This is a genomic window from Paenibacillus konkukensis (assembly GCF_023523925.1).
Taxonomy (GTDB): Bacteria; Bacillota; Bacilli; order Paenibacillales; family NBRC-103111; genus Paenibacillus_S; species Paenibacillus_S doosanensis.
In genome coordinates, this window is sequence record NZ_CP027059.1 from 2,462,037 (window position 1) to 2,475,969 (window position 13,933).

The window sequence follows — 13,933 nt, forward strand, 5'->3', positions numbered from 1 at the left end:
TCTGGTAAAAAAGGGTGTGTGGTTTATGGCAAAATTTAAATCTTACTCCACGGAACAAGGTGAATTGTTTCCGATGTATTTGAGCGATTGGATCCCTGAAGATCATTTAGTGCGGCTTGTTAGCGACATCGTGGATCAGTTAGATCTCACGGTCATGACAAATCGGTATTCCCATCGCGGAGAAGAAGCCTATCACCCCGCCATGCTTTTGAAGTTATGGTTCTATGGCTATGCTACGGGTGTGTTCACCTCCCGGACCCTTCGTCAGGCTATGGATGAAAATATTCCTTTTCGTTGGCTATGTGGCGGCCATCGACCGGATTTCCGTACGCTCAGCGATTTTCGAAAGGATCACCTCGAATCATTACCGGGACTTTTCAAACAAGTGGTACACATCGCCATACAGCTAGGGTACGTGTCCCTCGGTCATGTCAGCATCGATGGTTCGAAGCTGAAAGCCCATGCATCGAAGCATAAGTCGATGTCGCGAGATCGGATGAACCAGGAAATCGAGCGTCTGGAAAAGGAAATCCGCGAAGCTCTCGAGCAAGCCGGCCAGATAGACGACCAAGAGAACGAAGAGCCCCTTTCGCTGTTGCCGGAATCGGTGACCAATCGCCAATCCCGACTTGAAAAAATCAGAGAGGCGCTCAGACAGTTGGAAGCTCGCAAACCGGTAGAGGAATCGAAGACACCGGACAAAGATCAATTTAACTTTACCGATCCAGATTCCCAAATCATGGATACGAAAACCCAAGGCGTCATCCAAGGATATAATCCGCAAATTGCCGTAGATGCGGATCAGGGATTCATCGTCGGACTGCAGATGAACCCTAGCAGCAGCGACCAACACCAATTCCAGCCGGTGCTCGGTTCCATCCGCAACATAACGGGAAAGGTGCCCGAGAAAGTGAGTGCGGACGCAGGGTACTTTAGTGCGGACAACATTCAGGCGGCGACGAAGGCCGAGACCGACGCCTACATCGCGGCAACCCGTGAAAACAAGCAGCACGGGAATCCGTACGATAAAACCAACTTTACGTATATCCCGGAAACGGATACCTATGTGTGCCCAGCGGGACAAACGCTGATCCACAAGTACACATACTATGAAAAGGATCCTCAAAAAGCGACTCAATGGGTGTATATGAGCGATGCCTGCCTGACCTGCCCGTTTCAAAAGGACTGCGTTAAGTCCGGATCCGGTAAACGAAGGGTCAAACGCAATGAAGGCGATCCGATCCGAGAAGCCATGAGAACCAAAGTGCAAAGCGATGCCGGTAAAGACATTTACCGGTTACGTAAAGCCATCGTGGAACCCGCGTGGGGGCAAATGAAAGAATGTCAGGGCTTTCGTCAGTTTCACCTCCGTGGCGAAGATAAGGTTGAGGGTGAGTTCGTCCTTTTGGCTTTAAGCTATAATTTAAGAAAGCTTCATTCTGCCAAATATCCCAAACCATCCACGGTGTATAAACGGGAGAGGTCTGCCCAAAAACGTAAAAAAGCGGCGTAACTCCCACAAAGGCAAAGAAAGACACAGTGATTATACTCAAATCGTGATGAAAAATCATTTGAAAACCGAGTCTTACTCCGAAGGGACCTACAAAAGTAACTCCGTCGGACAGACTCCTAAAAGTGTGGTGAAAAAGTCCGCTGCGGCGTCCATTTGATCCTCCAATCGCTGTTGAAAACGGATTCTTTGGATTATTTTCTCGTTTTTCTGCGGAGAGAATCCGTTTTCAAAGGCGAACGCTTACGCTTTTCCAGATTCAAATGGCCCCTACGCTCGTTTTTCACCGGGCTTCTAAAAGTGTGCTGAAAAAGTCCGCGCGGGAGCGCGCTCCGCGGTGCCGAACGGACCGCGCAGACGCCCCCCAGCTTGTTGCGGATAAATCAAGCATGTTCCATTCCCTTGTTCTTGCTGCCGCAAGCTCCCCTGCCCCTGCTTCGACCAAAGCCGGAGCCATTCCTGCCTTTACCCGATCGGCATCACTTGCCCGCCCGTCATTGCGATCAGCTCCTCCGGCTTCAGCTTGAACACGGCCTTCGGATGGCCGGCCGCCGCCCAAACTTGGCCGTACTGCAGCAAATCTTCGTCGATCACGGTCATAAGAGCTTCTTTATGACCGATCGGCGATACGCCGCCGATAACGAATCCGGTTCGTTCCCGGACGAAATCCGCATCCGCTTTGCCCAGTTTGAGATCGAGCGCCTTGCCAAGCCGCTTCTCATTAATCCGGTTTACGCCGCTCGCAACGACCAGCAGCGGCCGGTCCGTTTCTTTGACCCGGAAAATGATCGACTTCGCAATTTGCGCCACCTCGCAGCCGATGGCGTCGGCGGCTTCCTGGGCTGTCCGCGCGCTGTCCGGCAGTTCTACGACGGTATGGGCAAACCCCCGTCTCGATAATTCGTTTTGCACCCGGTCGGCGCCTTCGTTTAAACCGTTCATAGCCTTAAATCTCCTTTCTTAGCTTAAGCCCCGGCTCCCGCCGCTTCGACCGAAGCGTCCAGCAAGGCGGCGTTGACCGCATTCAGGAACGCATTGGCGCTCGCCTTAATAATATCGGTATCCATCGCGCGGCCGGAATACGTTTTGCCTTGATATTGAATCCGGATATTGACGCGGCCGATCGCTTCCTTGCCCCGGGACAAGCTGTTGATCTTGTAATCCTTCAGCTCGACGTCCAGTCCGGCAAGCGATTTGATGACGCTGTACAGCGCATCGATCGGACCGTCTCCGACTTCGCTGCCTTTGAGCACTTCGTCCCCTTTTCTCAACTGGACGGTAGCGGTCGGACACAGGTCGTTGGTTACGATCTGGAACGATTCCAGCTCATACAGCTGTTTGTCGCTGTTGCTGACGGTCCTGTGGCTTGTCACCAAGTAGAACACATCGTGATCGTACACTTCCTTCTTGGCGTCGGCCAGCGTCAGGAATTTCTGGAACAGCGCTTCGAAGTCCGCTGCGTCGCTCGTGTCAAAGCCCATTTTCTCAACGGCGTTCTTGAACGCGTGGCGGCCGGAGCGGGCCGTCAAAATCAGCTCCATGCTATCGGCTCCGACATCCTCCGGAGACATAATTTCGTACACCTGCTTATCCTTCAGCAGACCGTCCTGATGGATACCGGAAGAATGGGCAAACGCATTTTCGCCGGTGATCGCTTTGTTCACTTGCACGTCGAGACCGGTCAGATGAGTCACCAGGCGGGAGGCGCGCAACAGCTCCGTCGTTCGGATGTCCGTATACGCTTTATAGGCGCTTTCCCGTACTTTCAGAGCCATGACGACTTCTTCCAAGGAAGCGTTGCCCGCGCGTTCCCCAAGGCCGTTGATCGTGCATTCGATTTTATCCGCTCCGTTACGAATTGCGCTGAGTGTATTAGCCGTAGCCAAACCGAGATCGTTGTGGCAGTGCACGCTCAAAATCACTTTGTCGTCCAAGTTTTTCAGACGCTCGTTAATCCGGCGGATGAGGTCGCCGAACTCCTCCGGTACGGCAAAGCCCACGGTATCCGGTACATTGATCATCGTCGCGCCCGCTTTGACCACGGATTCGATCGTTTTCCACAAGTACTCGAAATCCGATCTCGAAGCGTCCTCCGTCGAATACTGCACGTGAGGCAGCAGCGTTTTGGCGTATTTGACCGCATCGACGCCCATTTGCATGACCGCTTCCTTCGAGCGGTTAAATTTTTTCTCCACATGAATGTTGGAGGTGCCGAGCACGATATGGATCAGCGGATTTTGCGCTTCCTTGATGCTCTGATAGACGGCGTCGATATCGTCTTTGACCGCGCGGGCCAGCGCCGTAATCGATACGGCATCCCCTACGGTGCGGACGATTTCCTGCACGGCCTGAAAGTCTCCTTGAGATGAAGCGGGGAAGCCGGCTTCGATAATGTCCACATTCAGCCGCTTCAATTGCACGGCCATTTCTATTTTTTGATGCACATTCAGCTTGGCGCCGGGAACTTGTTCCCCATCGCGCAGCGTCGTGTCCAATACGATAATTTTACGGTGCGTCATCTTCAATTCCTCCCAAATAACGGATTTTAATCATATATATGTGAAGCGGTGTTGACTAAACCCGGACTTTAGCCAACAAAAAAACCCCGTCTCTACGTATAGAGACGGGGTTGAACCCGCGGTACCACTCTAATTCATTTCCTTACCGGAAATGATCTTCTTCGATGGCAATCACCATCTATCCCTGTAACGGTGGAACTCCGGCTTACCCTACATGATCAGGCAGCTGTTCATAGACGAGTTCGAAATGACGGACGCTGCCGTTTCGCACCTGCCAACGGCTCTCTGAAAGGTCAAGTCACTTCTACTATTTCTAATCGTAACATTTGGTTTTGAAATTAATGGCTATTATAGGGCATGATTTTCCGTTTGTCAACACCCTATGTGGGAATAAATTGCCGGCTTATCTTTGCGCCTGCTGCCCGCGAGTTCTCGCGGGTAAGCCCGCCCCGCTTCCGTGCGGCTTCCGGTTTACGAAATAAATGCTGCAAACAATCAGCACCAGTCCCGCCAAGAGCGAGACGGTAAACGGCTCATGCAAAAATAATGTTCCGGTCAAAATCGCTACAAGCGGGATCAGGAAAGTGTAGGAAGCGACCTTGCTCGCTTCGCCGGAATCGATAAGCTTGTAGAACACCAGCCATCCCATAGCAATGACGAAAATCGAAATAAACAGCAGGCTGACGATAAAAGCAGGCTTCCAGCTAATATCGGACCAGCGCTCCACGCCGCTGCCGAGCAGCGTCATGAACAGCCCGCCGGTCATGAGCTGAAGCGTGACGAGCCAGATCGGATCAACGCGGGAGCCCTTTTTCTTTACATAAACCGTTCCGAGAGCCCAACTGAGCGCCGATCCGAGCGCAAGCAAGATGCCGGCGACGGAAATATGGCCCGAGAGGCCGCCTGCTCCGCTGCAAATGACGCCGACGCCGACGAATCCGAGAATCAAACCGGCAATTTTCAGCCCGTTCATCGATTCGCCGAGCCAAAGCCACGAGAAGATGCCGACCAGCACCGGCTGCAGAAACACGATCGCCGAGAACAGACCGGACGGCAAATATTCCAGTCCGATCGTTTGCAGCCCGTAATAGAGCACTACGTTAACCAATGCGGATACGAGATAAATCGGCCAAGTCGCCCGGAAGTTCAGCTTGCCCAGCCGCGGGATCGCGACGAAGAGCAGCAGGACTCCGCCGAGCAGCGTTCTTACACCGGAGAACAGCACCGGCGGCATAAAGGAAAGCGCATATTTGGATAACGGCCAATTGATTCCCCATACGATAACTAAAAATAAAATCAGCAATACCGATTGCAGCTTGCTTAACTTGCGCACATCCATTTCCCCTTGTAAATCGTTCATATGCTTTAGGCTAATAAACTACTATACGCCTCTTCCCACGAGTTATCAATGCCATTTATTGCAGGCGAAAGTCCCGTTTCGAAGCTCAAGCCTCATCCCCGCCCTAGCTCCGCAAATAACAAGCGAGCTGCAGCTTCAGCATATGCTCAGGCTCATCGAAGGAGAGCCCGAGCAGCTCCTCGATCTTCCGGAGCCGCTGGTACAGCGTATTGATATGAATGTGCAGCCGCTCCGCCGTCTGCCCCGCCGCCCGGTTGCACGCCATATAAGCAAGAAGCGTTTCTTCCAGCCGGCTGCCCTCCTGAGAGCGGAGCGGTCCGAACACTTCATAGATAAACGTATGCAGCTCTTCCTCCGGCTGATGAATAAACAACCGGTTAATGCCGATCTCCGAATAGCTGAGCAGCCCGGTCCGATGCTTCGAGGCCATGTACGACAACGCCTTGTCCGCTTCGTTATAGCTTTTGGCTACGGCCGTCAGCCCCACATAACCGGAACCTGCCCCGCCGCGCAGCGCCGAGCCTCCTGCCTTCCCCCACTCCTGAATCATCCGGCGGCATGCCTCCAGCGCATCCCCCGGAGCGCCGGACGCAGGCAGCTCCATCAGCAGCGTTACTTTGTTGCGGAATCCGAACACTACGGGAGCGCGATGCCCCAGCTTGCGCTTCGCAGTCCCGACTAACCGGTGTACCTGTATATTCATCAGCTGCATATCGGTCACGGAGGCAAGCTCCAAAATGACGACCGTCAGCAGTTGTCCGTCCTGTAGTCCGAGCTCTTCCCCTTTTTTGCGCAAAATACCCGCGTCTTTTTGCAGCAGCAGCTCGTTGAACAGTTCATTCGTCTTTTTATAATAAAAATCGGAGAGCGATTGCTTCCGCACCATTTCCAGCGCAAGCACGGCGCTGCCCTGCTCAAGCACAAGCTGGCCGATCGTCGTCAGCTCCGTTTGCAGCTCGACCAGAAGGAAACCCAGACAAGCGTTCATCGCCACGATCGGATATACGTAATGAAGCTGCTTGCCCCCGTCCGACTCCAACGTATCGTATAGCGGCGAGCGAATCGAGCCGAATCGTTTCTCCAGCTCGTCGATTTGGAATCTGTTCCGCCATCGCTGCCGCTTCGGATAATATTCGGCCTCCAGCAAGTCGACAAACACGATCGGAAGCCCGATCATTCTCCCGAGCTCGCTGACAATGAAGTCGGCTCCTTTGTTTTGCAGCGTCAGTTTCATCAGTGTGGCGTGAATTTCGTCGCGCTTGACGAGCGTCCTGTTTTGACGGCTGACATTTTGGAACAGGCGCGCGTTGGTGATCGCAATCGACACCTGATCGGCGAAGCCCAAAAGCAGCTTCAGATCGTACTCGGTAAGCAGCGGGTACGCTCCGTTCTGATACACGATCAGCACGCATTCCGTTTGACCTTCCACCGCTATCGGCACGCTGATGATCGACCGGGTATTCGTAAAATTATAGGAGCCCATCAAGTAAGCCATGTTTTGTTCGGAAATGGATGCCGAATCCTTGAGAATATCTTGTTGATTCGTATACAGCCGCGGCTTGCCGTCCTGATAAGTCATCCCGATGATTCCTTCGCCGATGCGCATGCGCATAAGACGCGTTCCCTCGCTTAATTGGCCGACGGAGGTGCGTGCCGTCAAGGCGCCGAGCTTCTCGTCGTACATCCAGAGAACGCCCATGTCGGTCGACGGAATGACCGCCATGGCGTTATTCAAAATTTGCATCAGCAAATCGTCGAGTTCGAGAATCGAGGTGATCGCCCGGGTGCTCTCCGCCATTTTGAGCATAATGTACTGCTGCCTCTCTATCATCAGCTCCGCATAATACGGGTACACGGTTATGAAAAGCCTCGACCGGTCCAGCTCCGTAAGAGACACCGGACGGAATCTGCGAAATACGAGGCATCCCCGGTTAGGGTAGGTGAACCAGGTTTCGAGCACCTCGCCGTCGCTCCTCTCCTCTATAGCTCCTTCCGTTTCGGAGGGAATGCCGAGAGGCGGGCTTTCCGCTTCTCCCCCTTTGCTGTGCAGTAAGCGAAACGGTTCTCCCCCCAAGCTGAACCAAAGCTGGCATGAATCTTCGGGTAAAATTCGTGTTATATTTTCTATCACCGTGTTTAGCGCTTCCATTCATTTCATCTCCGTTTTCAATGTATAAACTTCTATATTAATTAGAGTAATTATATATTTTTATACATTGAGTGAAAAGTCTGAATTATTGTATCTTTAGTTTACGGAAGTTTTAGTAACATTTTATTACACAATTCCGCCAAGGAAGGAAGAAGCCCATTATGACATCCGTAAACGCTGGAAAGTGGAAGTACATTATCCTTCTGCTGCTGTTCGCGGGCTGGTCGCTAGGCAATCTTGACCGGTCATCAATTATGCCGTGCTCGGCATTACGAAAGATTTAGGTTTGAGCGCTTCGGCCACGGGCGTGCTGCTCAGCAGTTTTTTTGCCGGGTATGCTCTTATGCAAATTCCCGGAGGGTATTTGGCGGACCGTTTCGGCTATCGAAACGTGATTCTGATCTCGGTGCTTATGTGGTCCGTCTTCACCGTTCTGACGGGCAGCGCCTGGTCGCTTACTTCCATGATCGTCATCCGCTTCTTGTTCGGCATTGGTGAAGGCGGCTACTTCCCCTCCGGATCTAAAGCCCTTGCCAGTTGGTTCCCGCAAAACGAGCGGAGCCGCGCCATGTCGTTCATGCTCGCCTCCGGAGCGATTATGGGCGTAATCACTCCGATTTTATCCACCCATCTGATGACTTCCGTCGGCTGGCGGTCGATGTTCTACATGATCGGCGCCTGTGGCATCGTGATCACGCTGCTGCTGTTCTTCTTCCTGAAGGAACGGAAAGCGGATGCGCTGCCGGGGATGGCCACAGAGCAGGCGGCCGTCAAACCGAAGGCCCCGCTCAAAACCGTGCTGAAAACGCCGATGATTTGGAACTTGTTTCTCGCTTATTTCAGCGTATACGCGATTAACTGGGGACTGAATTCCTGGATGCCGACGTATTTGGTTAAAGCCCGCGGCCTCGATATGACGTCCGTCGGTTACTTGTCGGCTATCCCGGCCTTCGTAGGCATATTCGGCATGCTGCTGAGCGGTTACATTCTCGATAAGCTGCCCGCCGGCAAAGACAGGCTTGCCGCCGGCATTCTGGCGCTCGTTACCGGGGGCCTGCTCTATCTGATGGGATCGGCTTCGAGCATTCCGATGTTCATTGCGTATCAATGTTTGGTCGGCGTCTTCTTCGCCTTTATCTCGACGCTGATCGCTTCGGCCTCGCTCAAATCGATGCCCGCCGAGCTTGTCGGCTCCGCCAACGGCTTCATTAATACCGGGGCGCAGGTCGCCGGCGTGCTGACGCCGATGCTGATCGGCTTCATGGTCGACGCCTTCGGCGGTTCGTACAATGCCGCCTTCATTATGCTCGTCGCTTTCGCCGCGCTTTGCGCCGGAGCCTTGTTTACAGCCAGGGCGAAACCTGCGGCTTTCTCCGGCCTCCAAGCGCGTACGGCGGCTTATGAGGAATCGACGGGCGGCACGAATATTTAAAATATGAGCTTTGTTTTCGCCAAGCTTATAAAACCACCTTGGGAGGGTATATCTGATGGAAACTTTAACGCAGCTTATTTCCGAACTTGTCGATCGTAAAAGCGCCGTATTTACCGAGGTCAGCGACCGCATATGGGAATTCGCCGAAACCCGGTTTGAGGAAGCGCAATCCGCTGAGCTGCTGGAGCAAACATTGCGCAGCGAAGGATTCGAGGTCGAGCGCGGCGTCGCCGGACTAGATACCGGCTTTATCGCCAGCTTCGGCAGCGGCGCTCCGGTCATCGCGATATTGGGCGAATACGACGCTTTGGCCGGGCTCAGCCAACAAGCCGGCAGCGCGGACTACTCGCCGATAACGCAAGGCGGCAGCGGACACGGCTGCGGGCATAATCTGATCGGCGGAGGCGCCTTAACGGCGGCCGTCGCCGTCAAAGACTACATGCGGCAGCACGGTATCGCCGGCACGGTGCGCTACTACGGCTGTCCCGCGGAGGAAAGCGGCTACGGCAAAACGTATATGGCCCGCGAAGGCTTGTTCCGCGACGTCGACGCGGCGTTCTCCTGGCATCCCGGCCCGGTAAACGCCGTCATGCACGGCTCCTCGAACGCCGTCACTCATGCGACGTTTCACTTCCGGGGGCGCAGCTCTCATGCCGCCGCATCGCCGCATCTGGGGCGCAGCGCGCTCGACGCGGTGGAGCTCATGAACGTAGGCGTCAATTATATGCGCGAGCATATGATCAGCGAGGCCCGGGTGCACTATGCCATTACGAACAGCGGCGGCTTGGCCCCGAATGTCGTACAGCCTGAAGCGGAAGTCACTTATTTGATCCGCGCCCCCAGAACCTCGCAAGTACGCGAGCTGTACGCCCGCGTACAAGATATCGCCCGCGGCGCAGCCTTAATGACGCAGACGCAGATGACCTGCCGTCTGGAGGGAGCCTGCGCCAACCTGATTCCGAACGCGGCGCTGGAGCGCGTAATGCACAAATATATGACGGAGCTGGGCGCCCCGGCCGCTACCGAGGAGGAAATTCGCTTCGCCAAGGCGATCTACGATTCGACTTCCGCCGAGGATAAAGCGTCGGCCGCCGCGCAAATCGGCAAACAGCTGGCTGCCGAGCTCTCGGAACGGCCTATCGCTGAATTTATTGCGCCTTATGTGGAAAAACTGTCCACCATGGCCGCCTCCACCGATGTCGCCGACGTCAGCTGGAATGTTCCGACCGCTCAGTGCACCACGGCGACGTGGGCGTTCGGCACGCCGTTCCACACCTGGCAGGCCGTCGCTCAGGGACAATCGTCTTACGCTCATAAGGCGATGCTGCTCGCAGGCAAAGTAATGGCCTGCGCCGCAATCGAAGCTCTGCAAAGCGCCGAGCTGCTCGCGCAAGCCAAAACCGAGCTGCTGGAGAGGCTGGACGGCGAGTCTTACGACTGCCTCGTGCCATCCGACTGCAGGCCGCCGCGGCTTGCAGAGCTGGCCGAGACGGCAGCCCGTCTGTTCGCTTAACGAAAATCAAATTCTTCTTATGTTTCGGAGACGATGACTCATGCGATTTAAAGATGTCTTTTCCATTATCGGTCCGGCGATGGTCGGACCTTCCAGCTCGCACACGGCGGGCGCCGCACGGATCGGCCGGGCGGCCCGTCAGCTGCTCGGAGAGCCTCCGGGACAGGCGCTCATTACGTTCTACGGCTCCTTCGCCGCAACCTATGCGGGGCACGGCACCGACCGCGCCATCGTCGGCGGGCTGCTCGATTTCGCGCCTGACGATCCGCGGCTGCCGGATTCGCTCATCATCGCCGAGCAGCAGGGCATCCGCATCGCCCTCGAGCAGGGGAAAGGCTTGTATCCCCATCCGAATACGGCCAAGCTCGCATTATCGTGCCCGCTGAACCAAAAACAGCTGACGGCGGTAGGAACGTCGATCGGCGGAGGCAATATCGAAATCGTGGAGATTAACGGCTTCAGCGTGAAGATGACCGGCATTTATCCGACGCTGGTGCTGCGCCATTACGACTGGACCGGCGTCATCGCCGACATTACGCAGCTGCTCCGGCTTACCGGCACCAATATCGGCTATATGTCGGTCGACCGCAAAAGCCGCAGCGGCGACGCACTCACCGTCCTGGAGCTGGACGGCGAGGTGCCGCCGGAGCTGATGGAGCAGCTGCGGCGGCTGCCCGCAGTCCAAACGATCCAGCTCGTCAATTTGCAATAAATGATAGATAGGAGGTCCTCATCATGAATTTTCGTACCTTGCAAGAGCTGGCCTCCCTGTGCCAAGCCAGAGGGCTCGGCATCGGACCGTTAATGCTCGAAGAGCAGGCCGCCGAATCCGGACGCGACGCCCGTCTGGAATTCGCCAAGATGGCCGATTACTACGCGGTGATGAAGGATGCCGTTCAGCGCGGGCTGCACGAGGACACGACCTCCCGCAGCGGCTTGACAGGGCTTGACGCCCAGCGGGTCATGGCCTACCGCGGCATGTCCGATCCCGCTCTCGACGCCGATGCCAGCCTGGCGATGGCATACGCGCTCGCCGTCTCGGAGGTGAACGCCTCGATGGGCCGCATCATCGCCACGCCGACGGCCGGCTCCTGCGGCATCATCCCCGGCGTCTTCGTCAGCTGCCAGCAGCGCTTCGGCTGGAGCGACGAGCATATGACCTAGGGCTTGTTCGCCGCGGGCGCCATCGGATATGTAATCGCCAATAACTCGTTCGTATCGGGAGCGGAAGGCGGCTGCCAAGCCGAGGTCGGCTCGGCCATCGGCATGGCAGCGGGTGCGCTGACCGAGCTGCGCGGCGGCACGCCCGCGCAAGCGGTGCACGCCGTAGGCCTCGCGCTCAAAAACTCGCTTGGGCTCATCTGCGATCCCGTCGGCGGGCTCGTCGAAATTCCCTGCATCGTACGCAACGGCTTCGGTGCGGTGACGGCGCTCGCCGCCGCCGACATGGCGCTGGCCGGAGTCCGCAGCGTCATCCCGTCCGACGAGGTGATCCAAGTCATGCTCGAGGTCGGCTCGGCCATGCCGGAGAAGCACCGCGAAACCGCCGGCGGCGGTTTGGCGCAGACGCCTACCGGCCGCCGAATCATGAGTGAGCTGAAGGGCAAATAGGCGAAGCCTCTTCCGGCTCCTCCCGCAATACAACAAAAATAAGCAGACCGCTCCCTCGCTCAAGGAACGATCTGCTTCTTTTGTTTATTCGCGAAACTGCGGCTTATGTAATCCAATATATAGGTTTTCATAGATTCATTTAATAGATTTGGGCGATGGTATAATCCGCCGAATCTTTGATCATCTCGGGGGCTTGTCCCTTTTGCACGCGGGCCGCATCATACGTCGTGTCTATCGTGACCCATTGCCCGCTGTCCTGCAAATAAATTTGATTCCAGGCGTGATATACATCGGGAGCATCGGCGGCATATCCCATAACCAACCGGGTCGGAATATGCTGGCTTCTGGCCATCGCCGCAAACAGCGCGGCATAGTCGTAGCAAATACCTTCCGCCGTATCGTATACGGTGTCCAGGTCGGGGAGATAAGCGGTTGTAACGGAACGGGCTTTCTCATTATCATACCGGATGGTATGCGTAATATAAGAATAGATCGCCTCCGCTTTCTCCTTATCCGTCACGGCGTCTTCGGTCAGCTTCGCCGTCTCGGCGACAGCCCTCGTCTTTCCATTCCAGTCAACGAGCTGAATCGGCTGTAAAAACACTTCGTTTGCGTCGGTCATCTTAAGCTCAATGCGTTCTTGCCCGACGACTCTATATTTATTATCGCTTATGAACTGGGCGATCAGAACGTTATACACCCCGTTGCCCCATTGCAGCGGGTAACGGGCTCCGTTCGCCAGATTGTAGTCGGATGTATCGTCGCCTTTCGTTATTCTAACGATGGCTTTCGTATCGGTATTGCCGGTATAGTGAATCGTTATGATCCCTTTGTCCAGAGAGCTCCGGTCAATGACATAAGGTTCGGCGGCGGCGTAAGCTCCCGTTGGCAATGCCATCAGCACAACGGCGATGAACAGCATCGCCAGCATCTTTTTGAACATAAAAAAGCTCTCCTTTCGGTAACTGGCTGCCAACTTAGCGAATATCGCTAAGGAAGGCCCTTTAGCTTTGCGTCTCCAGCTTTCGCTGGATTTGCCTTTATCGGTTGAAAGCACCGAAAAAATATTTAATATAGTAAAATTATAGCATAGTTGCGCAGTAATGAATAGGCTTCACTGCTTCTCTATTAATGTTCCCTTAACCACAAGACGATGCGTCGGGTTTTCCATAGGATGACAGGTGAGCAGCGAAATTTCTTTATCTTTGCCGTTGCCCTTCAGTACCCAGACATCCTCCGGGAGCACGTACAGCTTCTCTTGAACTTGATATCTGTACTTCTGCTTGCCCGTATCGACCTCGATTACATCTCCCTTATCCAATTCGTCCAGCCTGTTGAAATTTTTCCCGTACGTCAGGTTTCTATGGCCGGCGATGGCATAGTTCCCTACGGCTCCCGCCTTTCCCGTGCCTGCAATGCTGGCTGCGGAAAGCTTCAGGTGGCCGGGAGTCGCATCCGTTATTATCGGCAGCTTCAGATCGATCTTGTCGATGATCAAAATTCCTTCGACCTGCTCCTTAAGCAGCGCGTCCTGCAGAGCCTCCGGCTCGTTCTCCGAAGATTGCGGCTGACGGCTCGCTTCCGTTTCGTCCGCCGGCGTTCCGTCTGTGGTCGCCGGAGCCGGAGCGATAACCGCGGATATCGGAACTGGGGCCGCCATAGGCTTCGTACTGGCCATATCGTCCGCCTGATCGATCTGCTTCATCGTTTCCGTCCACTGCTTCAAAAGCTGCTGCTGCCGGTAAGTCTCGTAACGATCGCTCACCGTCGGGTACAAAAAAACGATTATTCCGAGGCAGATGCACAGCGTGGGCAGCATTTTTTTGATCATCCGAGCCT

General features: G+C 55.0%; 9 protein-coding genes, 2 pseudogenes, 1 riboswitch and 1 other annotated feature. Of the genes and pseudogenes, 5 read left to right on the top strand and 6 right to left on the bottom strand.

Features of this window, described 5'->3' with window-relative positions; all coding sequences use genetic code 11:
- The first annotated feature begins 25 nt into the window (after nucleotides 1-25).
- A complete protein-coding gene (locus SK3146_RS10585) occupies nucleotides 26-1,513 on the top strand; it encodes an IS1182 family transposase (protein ID WP_249860275.1) in 1,488 nt (495 codons plus the stop codon).
- Between the two features lie 462 nt (nucleotides 1,514-1,975).
- On the opposite strand, the gene SK3146_RS10590 is transcribed toward SK3146_RS10585, so the two are convergent.
- From SK3146_RS10590 to SK3146_RS10605, 4 genes are all read right to left on the bottom strand, one after another.
- Nucleotides 1,976-2,452 carry a YbaK/EbsC family protein gene (locus SK3146_RS10590; protein ID WP_249865044.1) on the bottom strand — a complete coding sequence of 159 codons (477 nt, stop codon included), beginning with the start codon at nucleotides 2,450-2,452 and terminating at the stop codon, nucleotides 1,976-1,978.
- 23 nt (nucleotides 2,453-2,475) lie between these two features.
- Nucleotides 2,476-4,029: a 2-isopropylmalate synthase gene (locus tag SK3146_RS10595; protein WP_249865045.1), complete on the bottom strand. Its 1,554-nt coding sequence runs from the start codon at nucleotides 4,027-4,029 to the stop codon at nucleotides 2,476-2,478.
- A 97-nt stretch (nucleotides 4,030-4,126) separates the two neighbouring features.
- Nucleotides 4,127-4,359: a binding site (T-box leader), on the bottom strand.
- Between the two features lie 73 nt (nucleotides 4,360-4,432).
- Nucleotides 4,433-5,362, bottom strand: a complete 930-nt coding sequence (locus tag SK3146_RS10600; protein WP_249866258.1) for a DMT family transporter — start codon at nucleotides 5,360-5,362, stop codon at nucleotides 4,433-4,435.
- Between the two features lie 130 nt (nucleotides 5,363-5,492).
- Complete coding sequence (locus SK3146_RS10605) at nucleotides 5,493-7,520, bottom strand: helix-turn-helix domain-containing protein (RefSeq protein WP_249865046.1); 2,028 nt, start codon at nucleotides 7,518-7,520, stop codon at nucleotides 5,493-5,495.
- A 179-nt stretch (nucleotides 7,521-7,699) separates the two neighbouring features.
- Between SK3146_RS10605 and SK3146_RS10610 the strand changes: the two are divergent.
- From SK3146_RS10610 to sdaAA, 4 genes and pseudogenes are all read left to right on the top strand, one after another.
- Nucleotides 7,700-8,970: pseudogene (locus tag SK3146_RS10610) on the top strand (MFS transporter).
- Nucleotides 8,971-9,025: 55 nt separating this feature from the next.
- Nucleotides 9,026-10,483 carry a M20 family metallopeptidase gene (locus tag SK3146_RS10615; protein ID WP_249865047.1) on the top strand — a complete coding sequence of 486 codons (1,458 nt, stop codon included), beginning with the start codon at nucleotides 9,026-9,028 and terminating at the stop codon, nucleotides 10,481-10,483.
- 40 nt (nucleotides 10,484-10,523) lie between these two features.
- Complete coding sequence (gene sdaAB, locus SK3146_RS10620; RefSeq protein ID WP_249865048.1) at nucleotides 10,524-11,195, top strand: L-serine ammonia-lyase, iron-sulfur-dependent subunit beta; 672 nt, start codon at nucleotides 10,524-10,526, stop codon at nucleotides 11,193-11,195.
- A gap of 23 nt (nucleotides 11,196-11,218) precedes the next feature.
- Nucleotides 11,219-12,094, top strand: a pseudogene (sdaAA, locus tag SK3146_RS10625) (L-serine ammonia-lyase, iron-sulfur-dependent, subunit alpha).
- Nucleotides 12,095-12,233: 139 nt separating this feature from the next.
- Here the strand turns inward: sdaAA and SK3146_RS10630 are convergent.
- Nucleotides 12,234-13,037 (bottom strand): transglutaminase-like domain-containing protein, encoded by an 804-nt coding sequence (locus SK3146_RS10630; RefSeq protein WP_249865049.1) that lies wholly within the window; start codon nucleotides 13,035-13,037, stop codon nucleotides 12,234-12,236.
- A gap of 14 nt (nucleotides 13,038-13,051) precedes the next feature.
- Nucleotides 13,052-13,143, bottom strand: a riboswitch (cyclic di-GMP riboswitch).
- A gap of 65 nt (nucleotides 13,144-13,208) precedes the next feature.
- Nucleotides 13,209-13,925 carry a class D sortase gene (locus SK3146_RS10635; RefSeq protein WP_249865050.1) on the bottom strand — a complete coding sequence of 239 codons (717 nt, stop codon included), beginning with the start codon at nucleotides 13,923-13,925 and terminating at the stop codon, nucleotides 13,209-13,211.
- Nucleotides 13,926-13,933: the final 8 nt, after the last annotated feature.

Coding starts and splice junctions, on each gene's coding strand:
- SK3146_RS10595 (WP_249865045.1), bottom strand. CDS start 4,029: ATGACGCACCGTAAAATTATCGTATTGGACACGACGCTGCGCGATGGG.
- sdaAB (WP_249865048.1), top strand. CDS start 10,524: ATGCGATTTAAAGATGTCTTTTCCATTATCGGTCCGGCGATGGTCGGA.
- SK3146_RS10630 (WP_249865049.1), bottom strand. CDS start 13,037: ATGTTCAAAAAGATGCTGGCGATGCTGTTCATCGCCGTTGTGCTGATG.
- SK3146_RS10585 (WP_249860275.1), top strand. CDS start 26: ATGGCAAAATTTAAATCTTACTCCACGGAACAAGGTGAATTGTTTCCG.
- SK3146_RS10590 (WP_249865044.1), bottom strand. CDS start 2,452: ATGAACGGTTTAAACGAAGGCGCCGACCGGGTGCAAAACGAATTATCG.
- SK3146_RS10615 (WP_249865047.1), top strand. CDS start 9,026: ATGGAAACTTTAACGCAGCTTATTTCCGAACTTGTCGATCGTAAAAGC.
- SK3146_RS10635 (WP_249865050.1), bottom strand. CDS start 13,925: ATGATCAAAAAAATGCTGCCCACGCTGTGCATCTGCCTCGGAATAATC.